Source organism: Desulfosporosinus hippei DSM 8344 (genome assembly GCF_900100785.1).
In the GTDB taxonomy this organism is placed as follows: domain Bacteria; phylum Bacillota; class Desulfitobacteriia; order Desulfitobacteriales; family Desulfitobacteriaceae; genus Desulfosporosinus; species Desulfosporosinus hippei.
Map to the genome: position 1 here is coordinate 18,468 of NZ_FNCP01000015.1, position 22,839 is coordinate 41,306.

General features: G+C 41.9%; 24 protein-coding genes and 1 other annotated feature. Of the genes, 21 read left to right on the forward strand and 3 right to left on the reverse strand.

All coding sequences use genetic code 11. The annotated features are described in order from the left end of the window. Window positions 1-119: 119 nt before the first annotated feature. The 3 genes from BLS16_RS13350 (at window position 120) to BLS16_RS13360 (ending at window position 2,051) form a co-directional block, all read left to right on the forward strand. The gene (locus tag BLS16_RS13350; RefSeq protein WP_092334005.1) at window positions 120-1,007 is read left to right on the forward strand and encodes an RluA family pseudouridine synthase; all 888 of its coding nucleotides are present in this window, start codon (window positions 120-122) and stop codon (window positions 1,005-1,007) included. Between the two features lie 430 nt (window positions 1,008-1,437). Beyond that, a complete protein-coding gene (locus BLS16_RS13355) occupies window positions 1,438-1,746 on the forward strand; it encodes a nitrous oxide-stimulated promoter family protein (RefSeq protein WP_427846375.1) in 309 nt (102 codons plus the stop codon). A 41-nt stretch (window positions 1,747-1,787) separates the two neighbouring features. After that, window positions 1,788-2,051 carry a MoaD-like domain-containing protein gene (locus tag BLS16_RS13360; RefSeq protein ID WP_092334009.1) on the forward strand — a complete coding sequence of 88 codons (264 nt, stop codon included), beginning with the start codon at window positions 1,788-1,790 and terminating at the stop codon, window positions 2,049-2,051. Window positions 2,052-2,076: 25 nt separating this feature from the next. On the opposite strand, the gene BLS16_RS13365 is transcribed toward BLS16_RS13360, so the two are convergent. Both BLS16_RS13365 and BLS16_RS13370 read right to left on the reverse strand, forming a co-directional pair. After that, window positions 2,077-2,661 carry an NUDIX domain-containing protein gene (locus BLS16_RS13365; RefSeq protein ID WP_092334011.1) on the reverse strand — a complete coding sequence of 195 codons (585 nt, stop codon included), beginning with the start codon at window positions 2,659-2,661 and terminating at the stop codon, window positions 2,077-2,079. Window positions 2,662-2,774: 113 nt separating this feature from the next. Further along, the gene (locus BLS16_RS13370; RefSeq protein ID WP_176786167.1) at window positions 2,775-3,989 is read right to left on the reverse strand and encodes an MDR family MFS transporter; all 1,215 of its coding nucleotides are present in this window, start codon (window positions 3,987-3,989) and stop codon (window positions 2,775-2,777) included. A 198-nt stretch (window positions 3,990-4,187) separates the two neighbouring features. On the opposite strand from BLS16_RS13370, the gene rbr reads away from it, so the two are divergent. The 11 genes from rbr (at window position 4,188) to BLS16_RS13425 (ending at window position 14,818) form a co-directional block, all read left to right on the forward strand. After that, window positions 4,188-4,775, forward strand: a complete 588-nt coding sequence (rbr, locus tag BLS16_RS13375; protein WP_092334013.1) for a rubrerythrin — start codon at window positions 4,188-4,190, stop codon at window positions 4,773-4,775. A gap of 234 nt (window positions 4,776-5,009) precedes the next feature. Further along, the gene (locus tag BLS16_RS13380; protein ID WP_092334015.1) at window positions 5,010-6,197 is read left to right on the forward strand and encodes a M24 family metallopeptidase; all 1,188 of its coding nucleotides are present in this window, start codon (window positions 5,010-5,012) and stop codon (window positions 6,195-6,197) included. Window positions 6,198-6,388: 191 nt separating this feature from the next. Continuing rightward, window positions 6,389-6,709, forward strand: a complete 321-nt coding sequence (locus BLS16_RS13385) for a hypothetical protein (RefSeq protein ID WP_242876288.1) — start codon at window positions 6,389-6,391, stop codon at window positions 6,707-6,709. 171 nt (window positions 6,710-6,880) lie between these two features. After that, on the forward strand, window positions 6,881-7,351 hold the full coding sequence (locus tag BLS16_RS13390) for a CtsR family transcriptional regulator (protein ID WP_014901199.1): 471 nt from the start codon (window positions 6,881-6,883) through the stop codon (window positions 7,349-7,351). A gap of 14 nt (window positions 7,352-7,365) precedes the next feature. After that, window positions 7,366-7,881: a UvrB/UvrC motif-containing protein gene (locus BLS16_RS13395; RefSeq protein WP_092334019.1), complete on the forward strand. Its 516-nt coding sequence runs from the start codon at window positions 7,366-7,368 to the stop codon at window positions 7,879-7,881. Next, a complete protein-coding gene (locus BLS16_RS13400; RefSeq protein WP_092334021.1) occupies window positions 7,871-8,911 on the forward strand; it encodes a protein arginine kinase in 1,041 nt (346 codons plus the stop codon). Before BLS16_RS13395 ends, BLS16_RS13400 begins: the two co-directional genes overlap by 11 nt. Before the next feature lie 63 nt (window positions 8,912-8,974). Then, entirely contained in the window at window positions 8,975-11,416 is a 2,442-nt protein-coding gene (locus BLS16_RS13405; RefSeq protein WP_092334023.1) for an ATP-dependent Clp protease ATP-binding subunit, read from the forward strand. 147 nt (window positions 11,417-11,563) lie between these two features. Then, window positions 11,564-13,000 carry a DNA repair protein RadA gene (gene radA / locus BLS16_RS13410; RefSeq protein ID WP_092334025.1) on the forward strand — a complete coding sequence of 479 codons (1,437 nt, stop codon included), beginning with the start codon at window positions 11,564-11,566 and terminating at the stop codon, window positions 12,998-13,000. A gap of 353 nt (window positions 13,001-13,353) precedes the next feature. Continuing rightward, a complete protein-coding gene (locus tag BLS16_RS13415; protein ID WP_092334027.1) occupies window positions 13,354-13,836 on the forward strand; it encodes a hypothetical protein in 483 nt (160 codons plus the stop codon). A 287-nt stretch (window positions 13,837-14,123) separates the two neighbouring features. Next, complete coding sequence (locus BLS16_RS13420) at window positions 14,124-14,462, forward strand: HesB/IscA family protein (RefSeq protein ID WP_092334029.1); 339 nt, start codon at window positions 14,124-14,126, stop codon at window positions 14,460-14,462. A 179-nt stretch (window positions 14,463-14,641) separates the two neighbouring features. Further along, window positions 14,642-14,818, forward strand: coding sequence for a rubredoxin (locus BLS16_RS13425; protein ID WP_092334031.1), 177 nt, complete (start codon window positions 14,642-14,644; stop codon window positions 14,816-14,818). Between the two features lie 84 nt (window positions 14,819-14,902). Here BLS16_RS13425 and BLS16_RS13430 read toward each other — a convergent pair whose 3' ends face one another. Further along, window positions 14,903-15,295, reverse strand: coding sequence for a nucleoside triphosphate pyrophosphohydrolase family protein (locus tag BLS16_RS13430; RefSeq protein ID WP_014901208.1), 393 nt, complete (start codon window positions 15,293-15,295; stop codon window positions 14,903-14,905). Window positions 15,296-15,476: 181 nt separating this feature from the next. Between BLS16_RS13430 and BLS16_RS13435 the strand changes: the two genes are divergently transcribed. The 7 genes from BLS16_RS13435 (at window position 15,477) to cysS (ending at window position 22,828) form a co-directional block, all read left to right on the forward strand. Next, window positions 15,477-15,953, forward strand: coding sequence for a CarD family transcriptional regulator (locus BLS16_RS13435; protein ID WP_092334033.1), 477 nt, complete (start codon window positions 15,477-15,479; stop codon window positions 15,951-15,953). 397 nt (window positions 15,954-16,350) lie between these two features. Further along, on the forward strand, window positions 16,351-17,541 hold the full coding sequence (locus BLS16_RS13440) for a PIN/TRAM domain-containing protein (protein WP_034598266.1): 1,191 nt from the start codon (window positions 16,351-16,353) through the stop codon (window positions 17,539-17,541). Then, window positions 17,534-18,232, forward strand: a complete 699-nt coding sequence (gene ispD / locus BLS16_RS13445; protein WP_092334035.1) for a 2-C-methyl-D-erythritol 4-phosphate cytidylyltransferase — start codon at window positions 17,534-17,536, stop codon at window positions 18,230-18,232. The genes BLS16_RS13440 and ispD overlap by 8 nt, the downstream gene beginning before the upstream one ends. 48 nt (window positions 18,233-18,280) lie before the next feature. Then, a complete protein-coding gene (gene ispF, locus BLS16_RS13450; protein ID WP_092334036.1) occupies window positions 18,281-18,772 on the forward strand; it encodes a 2-C-methyl-D-erythritol 2,4-cyclodiphosphate synthase in 492 nt (163 codons plus the stop codon). Further along, a complete protein-coding gene (gene gltX / locus BLS16_RS13455; protein ID WP_092334038.1) occupies window positions 18,772-20,235 on the forward strand; it encodes a glutamate--tRNA ligase in 1,464 nt (487 codons plus the stop codon). Before ispF ends, gltX begins: the two co-directional genes overlap by 1 nt. Before the next feature lie 179 nt (window positions 20,236-20,414). Further along, window positions 20,415-20,626: a binding site (T-box leader), on the forward strand. Window positions 20,627-20,751: 125 nt separating this feature from the next. Then, entirely contained in the window at window positions 20,752-21,462 is a 711-nt protein-coding gene (gene cysE / locus BLS16_RS13460; protein WP_092334040.1) for a serine O-acetyltransferase, read from the forward strand. Beyond that, window positions 21,395-22,828 (forward strand): cysteine--tRNA ligase, encoded by a 1,434-nt coding sequence (gene cysS, locus BLS16_RS13465; protein ID WP_092334042.1) that lies wholly within the window; start codon window positions 21,395-21,397, stop codon window positions 22,826-22,828. The genes cysE and cysS overlap by 68 nt, the downstream gene beginning before the upstream one ends. Window positions 22,829-22,839: the final 11 nt, after the last annotated feature.

Here is a 22,839-nt window from a genome sequence, read left to right on the forward strand (position 1 = left end):
GATTCGTTCACTCCTGTGAGAGAAGCTGCCTTCCTCTGAGGGGTATAGATTTTTCAGAGAAGTAAATACATAAACGAAGGGGTATGCAAAATGTATATCTTTAAAGGGAGCAAAAAGCAATGACTGAAAAGGAAAGAAAAACGCGTCTTGAGGTAACTGAGCCGGTTGAGCTGATGAAGTTCCTGATGACTAAATTTCCTGAGAAAAGCCGCAAAGATATTAAGTCTCTTCTGGCTCATCGTCAGATTTCCGTGGGGTCTGAGATTACATCAAAATTTGACTATCCTCTTCAAGAAGGGCAACAAGTTGTCGTGAATTGGAATAAGGTGTTGATAGAAAAGCAACCGGAGGGTCTAAATATTATTTATGAGGATCCATATCTAATAATCATTGAAAAACAGGCCGGACTCCTCTCGATTGCTACGGATTCAGAAAAGGAACAGACCGCTTATAGTATCTTAAGCGATCACGTTAAGAAAAGAGATCCTAAAAATAAGATCTTTGTGCTGCATCGTCTTGATCGAGAAACTAGTGGAGTAATGATGTTTGCCAAAAGTGAAAAGATACAACAAATGATGCAAAAATCCTGGAAAGAAACGGTCTTAGAGCGGACTTATGTTGCGGTAGTAGAAGGCTTCGTAAACAAGGAACAAGGTACAATTACTTCTTGGCTTACGGAGAGTAAGGCCTTCATTATGTACTCGAGTCGTACTCCTAATGGTGGTCAAAAAGCAATAACTCATTACAAAGTGCTTAAGAAAAATAAACATTACTCTTTATTAGAAGTAAACTTAGAAACTGGGAGAAAAAATCAAATTCGGGTTCATATGAAGGATATCGGACATAGTGTAATTGGCGATAAAAAATATGGTTCGACAAAACAGCCAATTGCGCGCCTGGGACTTCATGCCCGGGTGTTAGCCTTCAAACACCCAATCAGTGGAGAAGAAGTTCGTTATGAGGCTAGTATTCCCAAGGAGTTTCTAAACCTGTTTAAATCCAATTAAAATAGGGTGGGATTAATAACCCCTTCAAGATTGCCTAGAAGAAAAAAAGCTGCCACCTGTTCCCCTCAAATTGAGGGTCAGTGGCAGTGCTACAGAAAATATCTGCTTATCCTCAGAAGGGTTAAACCACAGTTAGTAGATGTGTAAACACCGCCTGAAGACCTTGTTTCATATTTGGCTGAAGGAGTGCTTAGGCTGGATGGAAATTAAGCCAGTTTAAACACGTTCTTTTGATACATCTTTCCCAATTTTATCAGAGTCATGAGGAAAAGGGATTTTCTCGGTATTATCGGGTTTTCGAGATTTATCATTGGTCTTCTTTGCCATTATAAGCAGCCTCCTTTAATAAGTATCAAAGGTAGATTCCCCTAATTCCTCAATAACATGCATAGCTTGAAAGAGTATGGAAAGGGAGATGAGTTAGATAGGAATTAGGTTAGATCGTGAAAAAGCTACTGTGCAGAGGATGATTGAGCTGTATTGCAAAAGTCATCACCACACTAAAGGCGAATTGTGCCTGGGTTGTCAGGATTTATCAGACTATGCCATGAATCGCCTCGATCATTGCAAATTTGGGGAAAGTAAGCCAACCTGCTCTAAATGTCCGGTACATTGTTATAAACCCCTCATGCGTAGCAAAATTAAAGAAGTAATGCGTTATTCGGGCCTAAGAATGATCTATACTCATCCAATTGCAGCAATTAGGCATTTAATTGACGGACGTACAAAGAATAGATAATGAACTACCTATCTTTGTACGTCCTAAGGGAGTGTAAGCCTATGGAAGTTAAAGAATACTCGCTGGAGATGAGAGGAATGCCCAGAAGAGACCTCTTAGAGTATTTTGTTTCTATCGGAGGAAAATTAGATGAAAGGGGCACCCTTATTGGGCCCAACTGGATGGTTGATCTCAGTGATACATGGCTTTGCCAGATAGGATCAATTCAGGTTCCGGCAACTCGAGTAACCTTTAAAGTTACTGAAAAGGACTGGACGGGCATTCTTAAAGCCTTTCGCTTACGATTCCTTTCAGCAGGAGGATAAGCAACCACTAAATTCTAGGCGGGGATTAGCTCAAATGGTAAAATGACGCCAAACTGCCAAGAAGCTTCAGATCGCTGGCGCTCGTAAGACCTTTTGTATCGGTACGGGAAACCTCGATAGCCTTTAAGGTTAGTTGAGGAATCTGAAGAGCAGCACATTGTTCTAAGGTGAAGAAGCCCAGATTACTGACTTCTTCCTCCTGTCCTTTAAGAGATCCGCCTTGAAAGCTCATTAAAAAGATAATGTATAGATCATGTTTCTCGGAGGAATTCTCCGATGGTCGATCCCGGAGGGCTATAATTGATAAAGGTTTAGCCTTTATCCCAGTCTTTTCAAGGATCTCCCGTTCAATGGCCTCCTTAATCGGTTCTTCTTGATTAACGTATCCTCCTGGGATTGTCCATACTCCTTTACCGGGATTATGGTTGCGTTGTACAAGAAGAACTTTTTCATTATTCCAGAGTACCCCTCCGACTCCAAGAGAGAAATTTCCCCAATCAATATAGGAGCAGCTTGGACAAGAGCTGCGAAGTTGGTTATCGATCAGGGATTTTTCAAGTGGTTTAGCACATAAAGGACAATATATATAAGGTTTTGTGTAATATGACATTGGCTGAGTTCCTTTCGACATACAGTTTGTTCGTTATTCAATCTAAGGATCAGTTTTTGCAAGGTGTGGTTACCTTATGTAGTGGTTCATAAAATTGGTTAAAGTAACTACTGCTAATTAAGGCTTTGATTAGTATTTCGGAAAGAGAGAAAGTTTTTAAGTGTTTTTCCATATATAAAAAACAAGATTAAAGACATACCCATAAAGCCAATTGCAAGGATCCATACATTAGAGCCGCCACCGAAATCATACATTATCCCCCCTAGTAAAGGGCCAATCATCCGCCCGCCGGAGGTAGCTCCCCCCACGACCCCTTGATAGGCACCTTCTTTTCCCGGCGGAGAGATTTGGGCTGCTGCCGCGGGTACTGCCGGTAAAATAAGCATTTCCCCTATTGTTATGATAAACATGGCAATCACATAAGACATATAGGGTAATTGGCCTAAAAAAATCACATAGCCCAGGGTCATAAGAAGACTGCCCAGATAGAATTGGCGCTTGAAGGAGCTTGCCCAGGTATGAATAATCCAAGTTAGAAAGGGCTGTAATGCAACTATAAAAACACCGTTTAGTGTCCAAAGCACACTGTAAGAAATTAGGGAAAAAGCTCGTTGGCTCATTACCACCGGCAAAATGGTCACAAGTTGTACGTAGGCTCCCCAGACTAGGAATATCCCCCCCGCTAAAGATAGCAGGACATTGAAGCTCTTATCTCTGGCTAGTCTCTTAGTCTTTGGCCTAGTCGGAACCGGTTTAGGATGAGTTTCTTGCTTAGAAATACCAATGAGTACTAAAAGAAGATAAATTAAGAAAGCTATGGCATTAAGTGAGAAGATAAGACGAAATGATACCTGGGCAATCAATCCTCCTATAGCGGTGCCAACAGCTACTCCGGCATTATTGGAAACATAAAGCAGATTGAATCCACGCCGCCCTCCTTCAGGCCAGATTGAATTTATAAGGGCGTTAAGTGGAATGAAGATGAAGGCTTGAGCTAAGCCAAAAAAGATAAGTCCAGGGACGTAAACCTCCCAAATAGGCAGGAGACCTATGGAACCGACGGAGAGAACAGCTCCCACGAGACCTATAATCATAATTCGTCTGGGTCCAAAACGATCCGCTAGGAAGCCACTGAAGATTTGGCCAATCAGAGAGACCGCTGATTGAATGGCAAGCAGTGTACCTGCTTCTGTTAATGTACGGTTTAATACAGAATGCATAAAGAGGCTATTTAAGGGCCACATCAGAGAATGTCCGGCTGATTGTGTAAATCCGCCAATAATTAAAATCATGACTGAGGGCGGAATATCTACAGGTTTGAATTTCAAAAGTAAGACCACCTTAGGTGTGTAGTTTCTCTTATATAATTAATTCGACATTCCTGTAAGGAAACCTTCATAACTGCTTAAACCAAAATATCAAAGGCTTAGGACAAGATTTGGTGGCCTCATAGATCAGAAGTCAAAGTTTTCAAGCATAAAAAATGGGTCAGTTGTGAGAAACTACCGGAAAGGAGTGTGTAAATTATGAGATTCTCGGAAACTAAGACCTTCAAAAACTTAAGCGACGCCTTTGCGGGAGAGTCCCAAGCGCGTAATCGTTATGCATTTTTTGCCGGAGTTGCCAAGAAAGAGGGGTATCAACATATCCAAGCTGTTTTTGAAGAAACGGCAGATAATGAGAAAGAGCATGCTAAGGTTTTTTATAAACTTCTTGTTGCGCACACAAAGGAAGAGGCAGACATCATCCATGTTGACGCCGATTATCCGTTGGTTTATAAAGATACCCTGACAAACTTAAAAGCTGCAGCAGCAGGAGAAAGGGAAGAGTGGGCTGAAATCTACTCAAGGTTTGCCGATATCGCCGAGCAGGAAGGTTTCTCTGATATATCAGTAGCCTTTAAGAAAATCGCCGAAGTTGAGAAGCATCATATGACACGGTTTGATTATTATGCTAAGGGGATTGAGCAGGGGACAATTTTCAAGAAAGATTCCCCAACAGTGTGGAAATGCACAAACTGTGGTTATATTCACGAAGGCCCTGAGGCACCGGGTCAATGTCCGGCCTGTGCTCATCCCCAGGGTTATTTTGAAGAACTGCCGGAGAAATATTAGTATGCTGTTCTCAAACTTATAAATCTTAGCCTTACAGCCCCACATTTCACCTACCAGCAAAGCAAAAGCAGTCTCTTTCACTTCCATCGAAGTGAAAGCAGACTGCTTCTTAATTCTCAATGCCTCAATGCCTCAAGGCACTAATTTATAAGGAAAAGCCTTGCAATCTTAGAAGAAAATAAACATAATAGTAGTAAAAGATTCGGAATATTAAATAAAATAGGGGGAGAATGAGTGAGAATACCATTAACAGAGTTGCAAAAAAGGGTAACGGATTTTCAAGTAAGTCTCCGGAAAAAAGGTGTTGAAGGTGCCCTTTTGGTTCAAAGAGCAGATACTCTCTATTTTAGTGGAACAGCGCAAAATGTACATGTTTATATCCCGGATAAGGGGAAGCCAATTGTGCTGGCCTATCGTGATTTTGAGAGAGCACAAAGAGAAAGTTCTTGGCAGGTTATTCCCCTTAAGGGGATATCAAAAATCCCGAAGGATATTCAAGAAGCAGGGCTTCCTCTGCCCAGAATAATTGGTTTAGAACTCGACGTTCTTCCGGTGAACAATTTTGAGCGTTATCGAAAATCCTTCCCGGAGATTACGTTAGTAGATATATCAGGTGAAATTCGTTTGCAGCGTTCCGTAAAATCAGACTGGGAGATAGCCAGACTGGAAGAGAGTGCCCAAATCATGTCCTTAGTCATGGAATTCGCTAAGGAAGTTCTTCAGCCGGGTATGACAGAAGTTGAGCTAGAAGGTTTATTAGCAGGCAAAGCCAGAACATTAGGGCATGAGGGGCATGTCCGAATGAGAGGATTTAATTCGGAGCTTTATGTCGGAACAATAACCGCAGGTGCAGGCTCAACTGCACACAGTAGTTTTGATGCGCCGGTAACTGGTTCAGGTATTTCGGTTGCTCATCCAAATGGCGCATCATTGCATGAGATTCAAATAGGTGAACCAATCGTTGTGGATATGGTAACGGTGGTCAACGGCTATCAAATTGATCAAACTAGAATATTAAGTTTGAAGCCCTTATCTCAAGAGCTTAAATTGGCCTATGAAACTGCCCGGCTGGTTGAAGAGAGAATACTTAGTGCCTTAATTCCGGGAAGGATTGCCGGTGAGGTCTATGAGGAAATTCTAACGTGGGTTAGCGAGAATACTCCTTATGGAGAGAACTTTATGGGTTTTGGAACAAGCAGGGTTAGTTTTATTGGACATGGAGTGGGGCTAGAACTGGATGAACTTCCAACCATCAGTAAAGGTGCAAAGACAGTCATAAAAAAAGGGATGGTTGTAGCAATTGAACCTAAATTTGTTTTTCCGGGCATGGGAGCTGTTGGAATTGAAGATACTGTTGTCATCGAAGCTGAACTAGGCGCACGATATTTATCTACAACTCCACGGGAATTAATTGAAGTCTAAACATGAAAAATGCCAGCTTAGCAAGACCTTGCTGGGTTATATGAAGTTAGATGGCTTATAAAGGGTGATTATGTAAATATTTCAGGACAAACGTCCTTGCTCAAGCAGCAGGGATTTTTTTTGTGGGTCGCGAATTAGCATACGTGGGCAAATTCTTGATAGTACTTGATCCGAGACTAGTGGAGGCAACCATGAAAGAAAAATATGTATCGTTAAGTTCAAGGGAACTTCAGCTTATGCTGCAGGGTACCTTACAATGGAATGACATATCCCCGCGAGTGACTTCATCCAAAACCGGGATGCGAAAGCTTGGTGAATCAACGGATAAACCGATAGATAATTTAATCGATAAACCATCGCATACCAAAGAGATAGAGCAAATCTGGGACGATTTTCCACGGAAAGATGTTTATACTAAGCGACTCGAAGGCCAACCGGTAATTTGGCTGTTAGGGAGTGTTGGTATTTTAACCATATCTTCATGGTTCTACTTTGTTTTGTTCTCGAAGTAGGGTAACCTCTTGCATATTGTTCGTGAGGAAGGGCTAGTAAAAATTATTAGTGCCTTCTTATTTTTTTTATAAAAATCTTTGCAAATTCAATAGAATTTCGGTATCATATTAATAGAAGGTCAGGAAAGGTCAATAATCTAAAAAATATTAACTGACAAGGAGACATAAGCAATGGGAAACCTGGCGGATCGCATTGAAGAATACCTAAAGCAGATTTTAGAGAAGACGACAGAAGGTTACATTGTGTTACAAAGAAGCGAACTTGCAGGAGAGTTTGAATGTGTCCCATCTCAGATTAACTACGTATTAGATACTCGATTTACAGTTGAACGTGGCTACCTGGTGGAAAGTCGGCGGGGGGGCGGGGGGTATCTTAGGATTATTCGCTTGGGTCTCGGAATTGAGGGACAGTACCAGCAGGTTATGCGCCAATTGATTGGAGAACACCTCTCTCGTGATCGATCAAATGCTTTGGTTAACCGGCTCTTGGATGAGGAGCTAGTAACAATTCGGGAGGCGGCCTTGATTAAGAGCATCCTTTCAGGAAACAATTTAGCAGGAGAATTTAGAGACTGGGACACATTGCGTGCATCTCTAATGAAAGATATTTTAACAACACTGAGTCGAGATGATTTAGTCTAAAAGGGGGTTTTCAAATGCTTTGTCAGCATTGTAAACAAAAAGAAGCTATTATGCAATTTTTCATAACAGAGAATGGAAAAACTCGGGAGGTTCATCTTTGCGAGGCGTGTGCCAAAAATACCCAAGAGGTAAGTTTTGTCTTTCACCCAGCCATAGTTCCCGAGTTCTTACAGGCACTCTTTGGCTTTAATGCCCCGACAAAAGACCAACCGGCAGAGATGACCTGCCCTAAATGTGGAATCAGCTTCTCCCAAATTACGCAAATCGGAAAACTTGGCTGTAGTACTTGTTATGAAACCTTTGAAAAGCAGCTTGAACCATTGTTGAGGAGAGTTCATGGCGGCGGTCAAAATGTCGGAAAGATTCCGGCAAGACGGGGAGTAGATCTGAGAAATCGCCTGGAACAACGAAAACTTAAAGAAAAACTCCAAGCCTTGATTCAACAAGAAGCCTTTGAGGAGGCTGCTGTAGTAAGAGATCAGATCCGTGAATTTGAGCAATCAAAGGGAGGGGAAAAAAGTGATTCGTAAGGAACTATTGTTGCAGCACAGCGCCTGGATGAGCGAAACTGATTCTCCGGTTGTTATAAGCAGCCGAGTGAGGTTAGCACGTAACCTTGATGATTTCCCTTTTCCCCATGGGCTTAATTCAGAAGGTGCTGCTCAGGTCGAAAAAACAGTTGCCCAAGTTTTAACGGATAATGAGGGTAATAATGTTGATCTGATTTATATACCTTTAACAGAACTGAATACTATCGAACAACAAGTTCTTATAGAAAAACATCTGATTAGTCCAAGTTTGGGAGGGGCCACTGGGGCTAGGGGTGTAGCCTTGGCTCCTGATCATCGCTATGCCGTAATGGTCAATGAAGAAGATCATCTGCGAATTCAAGTGCTTTTGCCGGGTAATCAACTTCTGGAATCACATCGCTTAGCAACAGCCCTCGATGATCGATTAGAAGCAAAGCTAGATTTTGCTTATAGAGAGAGTCAAGGATATCTAACCTCTTGTCCTACTAATGTAGGGACAGGGTTAAGAGCTTCGGTTATGGTTCATTTGCCGGGACTTGTTATCACAAAACAAGTTCAGCAGGTTTTAGGTGCAGTGACTCGTTTGGGGCTTGCTGTACGAGGGTTATATGGTGAGGGGTCACAAGCCTTTGGGCATATCTATCAAATTTCGAACCAAATTACTCTCGGAAAAAGTGAAGAAGACATCCTCTCTCATTTGGATGCGGTAACCGGACAGATTGTTGAGCACGAACTACAGGCCCGGGATCTTCTTCGTCAACAGACTCCAATGCTGTTAGAAGATAAGGTTTGGCGAGCCAGGGGAACCTTGCAGAACGCTCGATTGCTCTCCTCTGAAGATGCAATGCATCTTTTATCCCATGATCGCTTAGGTACAGACATGGGTCTATTGCCTAAAACTAAAGATTGTTTTGCAACCTTAATTGTTGATACCCGTCCGGGGTGCTTACAGTATATCCTTGATCGAGAACTGGATCCCGGTCTGCGGGATCAGGAACGGGCACGTTTGGTACGAGAACGGATCGCGTAGATCAGGTTTAGACATCTGAATAAATGAAATCATAGAAGTATAGGACAGAAAGGATGAAAGATAATGAAGGGACGTTATACTGAACGAGCACAAAAGGTATTAGCGATTGCCCAAGAAGAAGCCAAAAGAATGGGCCATCAAGTTGTAGGGACTGAGCATGTTTTATTAGGACTTATTCAAGAAGGAGAAGGTATTGCTGCCCAAGCTCTAACGGGAATGAACTTAGATCTGGCAAAGATACTAAGTCAGATTGAACAAATCACGGGAGTTGGTCAGGCAATTAAAGGGGAGGTGGGTTTCACTCCTCGGGTAAAAAGAGTCTTAGAATTGGCTAATGAGGAAGCTCATCGCCAAGAAGTTAATTATATAGGAACTGAGCACTTACTTTTGGGTCTCATCATGGAAGGAGAGGGAATTGCTGCTCGTATCTTAGCAAATCTTAATGTAAGTCCTGAAAGGGTATGGAAACAAGTTGCCAAATTACTGGGTGGAGAGTTTGATGAAGCTGCCATACCGGTTTCTAATTCCGTTCCGGCTTCCAAAAATGCCGGCTCAGTGAATACACCAGCCTTAAATGAGTTTGGAAGAGATCTGACTTTACAAGCCCGGGAAGGACGTTTGGATCCTGTAATCGGAAGGGAAAAGGAAATAGAGCGAGTTATACAGGTCTTGAGTCGGCGCACCAAAAATAATCCGGCTTTAATTGGGGAGCCGGGCGTGGGAAAAACCGCTATTGCCGAAGGGTTAGCTCAAGGGATTGTTAATAATAGAGTTCCCGAAATTTTGGTAAATAAGCGAGTCATTACCTTAGACTTGTCAGCCATGGTCGCCGGAAGTAAATACCGCGGTGAATTTGAGGAGCGGCTTAAGAAAGTTATGGAAGAGATTCGGGCCGACGGAAACATTATTTTGTTCATCGATGAATTGCATACCTTGATAGGGGCCGGTGCTGCTGAAGGCGCAATTGACGCTGCCAATATCTTAAAGCCTGCTTTAGCCAGAGGTGAATTACAGTGCATTGGAGCTACAACTCTTGAGGAATATCGGAAATATATTGAGAAGGATTCTGCTTTAGAACGTCGTTTCCAACCCATCACTGTGGGTGAGCCGACTGTGGAGGAAGCTGTTATCATACTGCGTGGTTTAAGAGATCGCTATGAGGCTCATCATCGGGTGAAAATCACTGATGAATCCATTGAAGCCGCTGCCCGTTTATCAGATCGCTATATCTCGGATCGCTTTCTGCCTGATAAAGCCATTGATTTAATGGATGAAGCAGCTTCCCGGGTTCGACTTGCTAGTTTTACGGCACCACCTGATCTGAAATTACTGGAGGAAGAAGCGGAACGTTTAAAGAAAGAGAAAGAAGCGGCTGTTTCTAGTCAGGAGTTTGAGAAGGCTGCGGGATTACGTGATCAGGAGCAAAAATTACGAGCTGAGTTAGCTGAGCAACGTGGGGCTTGGGAGCATCAGCGCTATAAAGAAAACGCAATGGTTACTGAGGAGGATATTGCTCAGATTGTTGCCAGCTGGACGGGGATTCCTGTTAAGAAACTCGCTGAAGAAGAAAGTGAACGGCTTCTGCATCTTGAAGATCTTCTCCACCAAAGACTCATTGGTCAGGAAGATGCAGTCACTGCTGTAGCTCGAGCTGTTCGCAGAGCAAGGGCGGGTTTAAAGGATCCTAAAAGACCTATCGGCTCCTTCATATTCCTTGGTCCAACAGGTGTCGGAAAAACCGAGCTGGGAAGGGCATTAGCAGAGGGGATGTTCGGGGACGAGAAGGCTCTTATTCGAATTGACATGTCAGAGTATATGGAAAAGCATGCGGTTTCTCGCCTTGTGGGAGCACCTCCGGGATACGTTGGACATGATGAGGGAGGGCAGCTTACAGAGGCGGTAAGACGTAAACCCTATAGTGTTGTCTTGCTTGATGAAATCGAAAAAGCTCATCCTGAAGCATTTAATATCTTGCTCCAAGTCCTCGAAGATGGACGCTTAACAGATACCAAAGGAAGAACCGTTGACTTTAGAAATACTGTAATCATCATGACTTCTAATGTCGGCTCTTCCTTCTTGAAAAAAGAAGCAATGGGCTTCGCACCTAAAAAAGATGAAAAGACTGATTATAAAAATATGCGCGGACATGTAATGGAAGAATTAAAGCGCTCCTTCCGCCCGGAGTTTTTAAATCGGATTGATGAGATAGTAGTCTTCCATTCCCTCCAAGATGAACACTTACTGAAGATTGCTGACATCTTAACGCGCCAAGTCAATAAGCGCTTGAGTGAGAATGGCTTGGAACTACAGGTCGAGCAGAGTGCCATTGAACTAATTGCCAAAGAGGGTAATGATCCAATTTTTGGAGCACGACCTTTGCGCAGAGCAATTCAAAGATTAATTGAGGATGCACTTTCTGAAAAAATACTTGAAGGGGTCTTTAAAACCGGAGACCGAATTATTGTTGAAGCAGAAGAGGGGAAAATGAAATTTTCCAAAGGTTAATGCTCGCTAATTCCAGAGAATAATAACCACCGACATAAAAGGAGCAATGCGAATGTTGCTCCTTTTATTCTGCCTTTATAATGTAGGAATAAAGAGTATAATTAATTCAAGGCATACAGAAATCGTCTTCCAGAAATGAGGCGTTCGATGAAGATTAAAGTTATTTATCGGTGTTCAAATTGCGGCTCCGAAAGCCTTAGATGGTTGGGAAAGTGTCCCAAGTGTGAAGAATGGAATACTTTAGAGGAGACAGTAAGTCAGCCTAAAACTATGACCTCGCCAAGTCAGAGAAAGTCTGCACCGAAGAGGTTGTTTGAGGTCTTGGCGGGTAATAGCGATAGAATTGTAACCGGTATCAGTGAATTCAACCGAGTGCTGGGTGGTGGCATTGTTAAGGATTCGATTATTATCTTGACTGCTAGACCGGGCGCAGGAAAGTCGACGTTGCTGTTACAAGTCGCTGATGATGTCGCTAATAAGGGTTATAAAGTCTTGTATGCTTCAGCCGAAGAAAGTGATAGTCAAATCAAAAACCGTTCTGATAGAATTCTCAATGGCTCTAGGAGTAGCATCTGGGTATTATCTGATACGAGCATGAACCATGTTTTAGCCTCAATTGAGGAGCTTGATCCGGATTTAATTATTATTGACAGTATTCAGACCTTTTCCTTGGAAGAGCACAATTCCCGCCCGGGTTCACCTATTCAAACAATGGAGTGTGCCAACGAACTCCTGAAAATCGCCAAGAACAACAATCGGCCCAGAGCAGTAATCATGGTTGGGCAAATGACGAAGGATGATGAAATTGCCGGACTTCGTGCTCTGGAACATTTGGTAGATGCTGTCTTGATTCTAAACGGTGAAAATGGGGAAGAACTACGGGGAGCTTGGTGTTCAAAGAATCGATTTGGAAGTACAGGAGAAATAGGCTTTTTTTCAATGACAGAAGAAGGAATGCAATCCATTGATAATCCTTCAGAGTTCTTTATGACTCAAAGAGGAGAAGGACAAACCGTTTCGGGATGTGCTTTGACAGTAATCAAAGAGGGGACGCGGCCAATCATTGTTGAAGTGGAAAGCCTTGTCTCTAAATCCTTTACCCCCTATCCGTCGAGAATAGCAGAGTGCTTGAGAAGAGATCAGTTAAACACCTTGATTTCTATCTTGGAGCAAAGAGGCAGAATTAGCCTCTACGATAAAAATGTAGTCATTAAAACAACAGGAGGTCTCCAGCTTAAAGAACAATCTGTCAGTCTGGCAATTATCATGTGCATTGTTTCTTCTGTCAAAGAACGAGCAATTCCCAATGATACAGTATTTGTAGCAGATGTAGGACTTACCGGAGAACTAAAAAAGGTACCTGCTATTGAGGCTAGAATTCGGGAGATTGACAGAATGGGGTTTAAGCGAGTTTACATTGCTAAAAACTCTATGCGGGATATTTCAAAGTTTAAGAACGTAGAGATTATTGAGAAAAATACTCTTTATGATGTTATTTTGGATTTAAAGATGAAGGATAGAGTTAAGACTGAAACGGTATTTCAAAGTACTGAAGATGAAGGAAGATTTTTTACTCAAGAGTAACGTTGGTTATGGGATTTTAAAGAATAGTGTGTTTCGCTTTGCCAGGCCGTATCGGTCTGGTTTCTTTTGTCTTAGCTAAGGTCGATAATCTTTCTGCTTTATGCCCGTTGGCAATCTCCTTGCAACGGGCATTTCTAGGGCCCGAATGTCCGGGGGGATTCAGCATGCCCAGCGCCCCTATAGTTGTCATCCTGTGGCTATAATTACCAGTGCTTTTATTCAACAGGAGCGTTGAAAAACCAAGTGACCCAGGTATATAATTAACATGTTATACACATACATAAGGAAATAGTAATTTAATTTTAATGTCCCTGACAGTCAACACAGTGAAGCTAGTCTAAGGGGGAATTAAATTGAACTATGAATTATTGAAGATCTCTGTGCCTGAGTTTAGAGACGCTTCTTTGAGACAAGAGCTGGGAAGGGAAAAGTGTAAAATACTAGACAAGTACCAACTGAGAAGCAACACTCGACTGTATTGGGAGCGATATTATGAGCATCAACCTATTCAGGAGTACTTTAGTCACAAATTTGCCAGAAAGGCATCTCCCTTGGGTATGATTTTTTATATTTATAAACTTTGCTATGCCAAGGTGAAATATTTTGAGCAAAATTGGAGAGACTTTGTTCCCTGCATTTATAATTGGCAGAGTGGGTTATTTGAAGAGACCGAACTGTGGGATCTGGAATTTATCAGACATTCCAAATCAGGACTTATTTTGGATTTAAGGAATTTGGCCCGAATTACCAAATATGAAGACTTTTTGGCTTTATGTAATTATATCAACAGGCAGGGAATGGGAAGACCTATTGAAGAGTCTATATTTAATGATTAAAATATTAGGATTGCGACTAGCCTAGGCACTAAAAATAGAATATAATATTGCATAAGTCAATGATTATGCTGATACATTTAATTTTGCTAATGCCAAAAGTTGAATAAGGTTACCATTCTAGCAATTGGTTATTTATGACAACATAAAGGCATTGAGACATTCCACTACCTGAACTACTAAGGTCTTAACCAAGGGTGTGCTTTGATAAGGTTTCTAAAATGTATGAGTATAAAGCCTGCGGTGTACAAATCTCAAAAATTGCTTAATTAAAAGGAGTTGTCGACAAAATGGTAACAATTACTGAACTAGCAGCCCAAAAAGTTAAAGAAGTGCTTACTGCCCAAAATAAAGAGAATGCCTTACTTCGTCTTTATCTTGTAGGGATGGGTTGCGGTGGTCCAAATTTCGGGATGACTCTGGATGAGTCAAAAACAGAGAATGATATACTTGACGAAGGATTCGGTGTATCTATGGTTATAGACAAAAATCTCTCAGGATATTTAGAGGGAGCTGTCATTGACTACATTGAGTCAAGCAGTGGTGGGGGTTTTGAAATTCGAACCGCTAATACCAATAACGGTGGTTGTGACAGTGGCTGCTGCAGTGGCTGTGGAGGAAGCTGTTAACTTAGTAGTATAGAAGTAAAAGTGGAAAGAGAGCTTATTTACAGCTCTCTTTTTCGTATGATCCATAAAGATCATTTTAAGGCAAAAAGCAAATTATAAAGCGTAAAATAGTTTGAAGTAACTCTTCCTAATTGAATTTCGCTAACTTAATGTTAAACTAGTATTGGAGGTGAATAGCATTGAGCGAAGAAAGTAAAATGTGGCAATGCCAAGTTTCAAGTTGTGGATATATCTATAATCCGGAAAAAGGATGCAAAAAGTCAAAAATACCTAAGGACGTCCCTTTTGAGGAATTGCCGGATGAATGGAAATGCCCGTTGTGTGGGGCAGGCAAAAAAATGTTTAAACCTCTATAACCTCTTTGATTCAGAAATATAAATATAAAAGCTCCTGCTGGCGCAGGAGCTTAATTGCTTAAACCCGTATTTACCTAGTTAATGCTAGGTCAAATTGAAAATTGTTAGTGTTTGCAGTTTTTTGAGTTCTTGGAAAAGAACGTCACTAAGGGAAATGTCAAGAGCATTGGCCAAAGCAGCTATGTAAAACAGTTGTTTACCCAATTCTGCAGCAATGATATCTTGGCAGTTATCGCAAATGGCTCCTTCGAGCTGGCTGTCCAAGATCTCCTTCAAATCGGCGAGGCTCGCATCTGGGGGAATTGGTTTTTTGCGGGCATTCACTGCGTGGCATCCACAACTGGTCACAGATTTAACCACTGCACGGTTAACCCGAGCTGAGGTTTCTTGTCCTTTGGAGATGATGTCCAAAATGCTCTGGTGACGGATTAAGAGAGATCTTACTGTGTCTTGGAATTGGTCAGTGAGTTGCTCCATGTGTGCTATCCTCACTCCTTTCTGCCATCTCTATTATACCGAGATGCCGGGTCAGTTGTCAATTTTCAACAACAATAAGAGCAAAAAAGGTAAATTGACAGGTGAAAGGCTTGTATGATATAATTTTAAAATTTTGACCCCGGCTATGTTACTTGCTATAATAGGATTAGGGGGTGGCCGAATGTTTAAGGTTGGTGACAAAGTTGTCTATCCGATGCACGGTGCTGGGATTATTGAATCGATCGAAGAACGTGAAGTTCTTGGAGAGAAAAGCCAATATTATGTCATGCACTTACCTGTGGGGAATATGAAATTATTTATTCCCTTGAAGAATGTGGAGAACCTTGGCTTAAGGCAAGTAATTTCTCCTACTATGGTGAAAGATGTTCTAGAGGTTCTACAAACAAAAGACACAGCAAATGCCTTAGCTTGGAATCGGCGCTATCGTGCAAACTTAGAGAAAATCAAGAGCGGGAATATTTTCGAAGTTGCAAATGTTGTTAGGAGTCTTTCGCAAAGAGAAAACGAAAAAGGGCTTTCAACAGGGGAAAAGAAAATGTACGAGAATGCCTGTCAGATTCTGATTAGTGAACTGGTTTTGACTGAGGGATCTGAAGAAGAAGCAGTCAGGCAATGGCTTTCCTCCGCTTTGATTTAGTCTAGAATCTTTTCATTCGGATTAGGGCGTCTTATTGAGGTCATGGCTGACGAATTTTAATTGTACTTTTATGCAGCTAGCACAACTAAAGTTTTGGCAAAGTATTTTCTAACATGTTGAAGAATTGGCCATGACTTAAAGGACGTTCGAAGATTTGGCATCCCCAAGAACTTTACCTAAGCCTTATCTGGGTAATAATGTTGAAAGAACCTACATTTTACTTGATCAGTATTTTGGAAAACCACTGTAAGTATGGTAAAGTGGCTATGGCAAAGCAATTTGCTTAATGGAAATTCTGCCAAGAGAAGGGTTTTATTGGTATTGGTTGAAAAATTATGAAAACCAAAGTATAATTGGGAAGACTTTTAGTCAAAATAGGTTAAAAGGAGGTGAAAAGATGATTCGCAATTTAATACGCGGGATCATCACTCTGTTATTAGGGGCGGTAGGGTTTTATCTCAACTATATCCTTATTAGCCTCGATTTTTTAAATACCCTAGGCTGGAATGGTTCCCTTGTCTGGACATACGCCATAATGAGTGTTTTATTTGGCATCATAGGATTTTTAGTTGCCCCTGTTAGTATTCGTTCTTTTATTGCTTTAATGCGTTGGATGGATTCAAGATTAACAAGGGTTCCCACAAATGATCTTATGGGTGGGGCCGTTGGGGGTATTATTGGACTTATTATTGCAAGTTTATTTGGAAACTCGTTTGTCAGTATTAAGTTTTTTGGCCCACTTTTGGCAGTGCTGCTTAGTCTTTTTTTGGGTTATCTAGGTTTGACAATTGGAATGAAACGCAAAGAAGATGTTCTAGGCTTCCTTAATTTTTTCCCAAAATTTCGTGATCGGGGAGAAAAGGCGGAAAAGTCCGGAGATAAGGCTGATAAAGGGGACAAGAATAAGGAAGGTAAGGCTGGCCTTTCCCGTGAGTCAGTAAGTTATAAAATACTGGACACCAGTGTGATTATTGATGGACGAATAGCCGACATCGTTAAAACCGGTTTTTTGGAAGGGGTATTGTTAATTCCCAGCTTTGTGCTGGAAGAGCTTCGTCATATAGCGGATTCTTCGGATCTGCTTAAACGAAATCGAGGCCGCAGAGGTCTTGATATCCTTAATCAGATTTCTAAGGAAACTGTTATTAAAGTTCATATTCATGAACAGGATTTTGATGATATAAATGAAGTTGACAGCAAACTTGTAAGGTTAGGACAAGTTTTGAATTCCCCTTTATTGACTAATGATTATAATCTCAATAAAGTGGCGGAGCTTCAAGGAGTTAAGGTTCTAAATATTAATGAACTAGCTAATGCTCTGAAACCTATTGTTTTACCAGGAGAAGAAATGTTAGTTCAAGTCATGAAAGAAGGAAAAGAGCCCGGGCAGGGAGTCGCATATCTTGATGACGGAACCATGATTGTTGTGGATATGGGGCGGAGGTATATGGGTCAGAATGTTGTTGTTTTAGTAACAAGTGTCCTTCAGACAGCGGCCGGTCGCATGATCTTTGCTAAGCCTAAAAACTCTTTAGAAAAAAAGCCGATGGGCCTTCGTCCGACGGATGAGGTGAATGCGATTGGTTAATATCGGGATCGTCATTCCGGCAGCCGGTCAAGGTAAACGGATGGGGGCCGGATACAACAAGCAATTTCTGGCGTTGAGGGATAAGCCAATTTTAGCGCATACTATCGGACTTTTTGAAGAATCTGATTATGTTTCGGAAATTGTGGTTGTAGGTGCTGAAGGCGATATTCCTACTATTGAAGAACTAGTTTCATTTTATGATTTAAAAAAGGTTGTTAAGATCTGTATAGGTGGAGTGCTGCGCCAAGATTCCGTTCGCACAGGGGTTCGAGCTCTAAGTCCCACTATTCAACGGATAGTGGTGCATGATGGGGCGCGGCCCCTTTTAACATTGCCGGCATTTCATAAATTTCTTAAAGAAACAGAAACCAATTCTGCTGCTATCATGGGGGTTCCGATTAAGGATACTGTAAAACAAGTAGATTCGGCAGGGAATGTGCTTGAGACTTTGCCGCGGGACTATTTGCGTGCGGTTCAGACTCCTCAGATATTCGACCGCGGAATATTGGAAGAAGCCCATGAAAGAGCGTCTGCGTCAAGTTACTATGGTACAGATGACGCATCTTTGTTAGAATGGATAGGGCATCCCGTTCATATGGTGGAAGGAATGCAAGAGAATATTAAGGTTACCACACCCGAAGATTTGTGGTTAGCTGAGAGAATACTGACGATGCGCGAAAAAGAGAGATAGGGTATTTGACCTGATCCGTTGAACTCGAACCGCAAATATCGAGAAGGGGTGTTTGAAATCAACGTAGGAATTGGTTATGATGTACATGCATTGGTGGAAGGGCGTTTGTTAATCTTAGGTGGAGTAGAAATTCCCCATGAACGTGGATTGCTGGGACACTCAGATGCCGATGTATTGGTTCACGCAATTATGGATGCGCTATTGGGTGCGTTGGCACTAGGAGATATCGGAGGCCATTTTCCAGATAATGATCCAAGCTATCGAGGTATCTCAAGCCTTGCTTTATTAGAACATGTTATGAGACTTATCGAATCCCGTGGATATCGTGTCGGAAATATTGACAGCATCATCATTGCGGAGCGCCCTAAAATTGCTCCGTATATCGCAAAGATGAAAGCTAATTTAGCGCGTTCTATGAATATAGAGGAATCACGTATCTCGGTGAAGGCAACTACTACAGAGCGATTAGGATTTGTGGGTAAAGAAGAAGGAATTGCGGCTCAAGCAATTGTTAACTTAAAAAAGGTGGAGGAAATATGATGGAAATTCGTGTTCGGTTTGCACCAAGTCCAACAGGACCGCTTCATATAGGAGGAGCAAGATCGGCTTTATTTAATTATTTATGGGCTCGCAAGAATAAGGGTACATTTATAGTGCGGAGTGAAGATACTGATTTAGAGCGTTCTAGCAGGGAATCAGAACATAACATTTTGCAAGCACTAAGATGGTTAGATATTCAATGGAATGAAGGAATTGAAGTCGGTGGGGAACATGGCCCTTATCGGCAAACTGACCGTTTAGAGCTTTACAAAGATTATCAGGAAAGGCTGCTTGCTGATGGGCATGCCTACTACTGTTATTGCTCTGAAGAAGAGCTGGAACAGGAAAGGCAGTCTCTAATTGCTAAAGGAGAGACTCCACGCTATTTAGGGAAGTGCAGAAATTTGTCTGCAGAGCAACGAGAGGCGTTTGAACTTGAGGGCCGTAAGCCCGTTATACGCTTTCGTGTGCCAGAGGGACAGGCAATTCATATTTCTGACAAGGTACGTGGGGATGTTGTATTTGATAGCAATGGTATTGGAGATTACGTTATTGTTAAATCAGATGGAATTCCTACATATAATTTTGCAGTTGTTGTTGACGATATTACTATGTCAATAACCCATGTAATTCGGGGGGAAGAACATCTTTCTAATACTCCTCGCCAGGTTTTGATTTATCAAGCATTGGGATCTCCAGCCCCTGAATTTGCTCATATTTCTCTGATTCTTAATACAGAGGGAGGAAAGATGAGTAAGCGGGATGGGGATACTGCAGTCATAGATTATCAGCAGAAAGGGTATCTCCCGGAAGCTATTGTTAATTTTATTGCTCTTCTTGGTTGGGCGCCTACAGGAGAAGAAGAATTTTATACCCTTGATGAATTGGCGAAGGAATTTTCGTTAGATCGAGTTTCCAAGAGTCCTGCTGTCTTTGATCGACATAAGCTGGATTATATCAACTCACATTATATTAAAGTGTCCTCACCGGAACGGCTGGCGGAACTTGCTTTGCCTCATCTTGAAGAATTAGGCATACTCCCCCAGGATCAAAGATCCGTGGAGCAGCAGCAATGGCTGGTAAGCTTTATTAAGGCTATTGCAGAGAAAATATCTTATTTGGCTGAAGTTAAGGATTATATTCATTATTTTCATGGCGATACTCCACTTGAACCGCAGAGTGATGCCTTGGAAGTGTTAAAAGGCGAACAAGTCCCGAGTGTTCTGGCTTTGTTCAAAGAAAAATTGCAGGGAGCAGAGATGCTTTCTGCTGAGACAGTAAAAGTTATTCTGAAACAAATGACCAAAGAATTAAAACTTGGTGGTAAATTTGTATACATGCCAGTTCGGATAGCATTAACAGGACAGATGCATGGGCCGGAATTGTATGATATTATTCCCTTGCTGGGGCTTAAGAATGTTTTGGGGCGCATTGGGTATACAGAGGAGCGTTATTTAGGGTAGATCCTCATGCCGCTACTAAGGCGGCACGGGTTCACTCCTGTGGATCGAAGCCGCCCTGACCTTCGGGTCTATTATTCAGCAACCATTATGGAGGAGTGAAAAGAGAACTAATTGACAAAATAATGGAGACTACCATATAATTATATATAAACTATCGTGTTACCGAAAAAATAAAATGGTTTATGACGATGATGAGAAAGAGTACAAAGAGGAATTGCGACTAGCGAGAATGGGGTAGTGGAAGCCATTTGCAAGGAGTATTTGGAAGTGCGTCTCGGAGTTGATTGGAAGAAATCTGAAAGTATTTCAATCCGTAGTACTGCGTTAAAGTTTTGAGCTGGAACGACATGTCGTTCAAACAGAGTGGGACCGCGGAATTTTCGTCTCTGGACGAGGAGTTCCGCTTTTTTGTGTTTATTTATATATTATCAGCGATGTTCAGGAGTATTCAAAGGGTACTGAGTAAATGACGGTTAAAAGAATAACAAAATAAGCTAAAGAGAAAAGGGTGAAGCTATGTTTGGACAGATAAAGCGTGATATCCAAGTTATTTTTGAACGTGATCCTGCAGCAAAAAGTATTTGGGAAGTTATCTTTTGTTATCCTGGGTTTCACGCTGTGCTATTTCATAGAATGGCACATTGGTTGTACATTCATAAGCTGGTTCTCTTACCGCGTATGATCTCCCAGCTTTCCCGCTTTCTGACGGGAATCGAGATTCATCCGGGTGCGAAGATTGGGCAAGGACTTTTTATTGATCATGGAACGGGTGTGGTAATTGGTGAGACTACAGAGATCGGAAATAACGTGACTTTATATCAAGGTGTTACTTTGGGTGGAACTGGGAAAGAGAAAGGAAAACGGCATCCAACGATTGGAGATAATGTTGTAATTGGTGCGGGTGCGAGGGTATTAGGCTCCTTCAAAGTTGGGGATAATGTAAAAATTGGAGCAGGTTCGGTTGTTAATAAGCCGGTACCAAGTGATACGACTGTTGTAGGTGTACCCGGGCGGATTGTTCTTCACCGTGGGATACCGATTAAAGATCCTGATTTAAGGCATGATGAGCTTCCGGATCCGGTGAATGAAATGCTGAAGTGTCTAATGCAGCGTGTAGAATATTTGGAACAGCAATTAAATGAAAAGGAGAGTCGATACGATGTCTTTGAAATTATTCAACACAATGAGCCGGCAAAAAGAGGAGTTTCAACCAAGAGAGAGCGGTAAGGTGGCAATGTATGTTTGCGGCCCGACAACCTATAATTATTTTCATGCGGGAAATGCTCGGATGTTCGTCGTATTCGATATGATCAGGCGTTATTTTATTTATAAAGGTTTTAATGTTCGTTACGTTCAGAATTTCACCGATATAGATGATAAGATTATCCAGCGTGGGAATGTTGAAGGGATGGATCCTTTAGCTTTAGGTCAAAAGTATATTGACGAGTACTTTAAAGATGCTAAAGAAATAAACCTGCTGCCGGCAACGGTTCACCCCAAGGCTACAGAGCATATTCCGGAAATGATCGAAATTATTCAAGGTCTTATCGATTCCGGGCTCGGTTATGAGGTGGAGGGGGATGTCTACTTTGCAGTGGATCACTTCCCTGATTATGGGAAGCTGTCAGGTAGAACTCTCGAGGATATGAAGGCAGGAGCGAGAGTTGAAGTGGATGAACGCAAAAGGCATCCCATGGACTTTGCACTCTGGAAAAAGGCTAAACCTGGTGAACCGGCCTGGGAAAGCCCGTGGGGAGAGGGGCGGCCGGGTTGGCATATTGAGTGTACGGCTATGTCCTTAAAATACTTGGGAGCGGGATTTGATATTCACGGTGGAGGGGCGGATCTTTCCTTTCCTCATCATGAAAATGAAATTGCTCAAACAGAAGGGTACTTAAAAGGGAAGACCTTTGCGCGTCATTGGATGCACAACGCTTTTCTTACGATAAATCAAGAAAAAATGTCTAAATCCTTGGGCAATTTTTTCACCATCCGTGAGTTGTTGGTGAATTCTCCGGGAGAAGTTATTCGCTTCTATTTACTGGGAACTCATTATCGCAGTCCCTTGGATTTTAACGATCAAAACTTAATTATGGCGCAAAAGGGCTTGGAACGTCTGCAAACCAGCGTTCGCTTAGCTCAGGAGGCTCTAGATAGAGAAGGGTTAGGAAGAAATGATCAGGGCAGCCTAGAGTTGTCAAGGGCTTCTAAAGAGGCGAGAGAGGCCTTTGAGAAGGCAATGGATGATGATTTTAATTCCGCATTAGCTTATGCGGCTTTATTTGAGCTTGCAAAGACCATGAATAGCTTTGTACAGGCAAATCCTGTGTCTTCGAAAGGATTAGCTGAGGCCCAAAAGACACTAGTTGAGCTTGGCGATGTTTTAGGGTTTGATTTGCTTCATCCGGCTAAAGTTGATGTCGAGAACAATGAAATCCTAAACGAAGTGATGGAAGTTGTCTTACAGATTCGTTCGAAATCACGCCAGAAAAAGGACTGGGAAATGGCGGACTTTATTCGCGATGGGCTTAAAGAAAAAGGAATTGTTATTGAGGATACTCCACAAGGGGCCAGGTGGCAAATTAAGCGATAATTGAAAGGTGA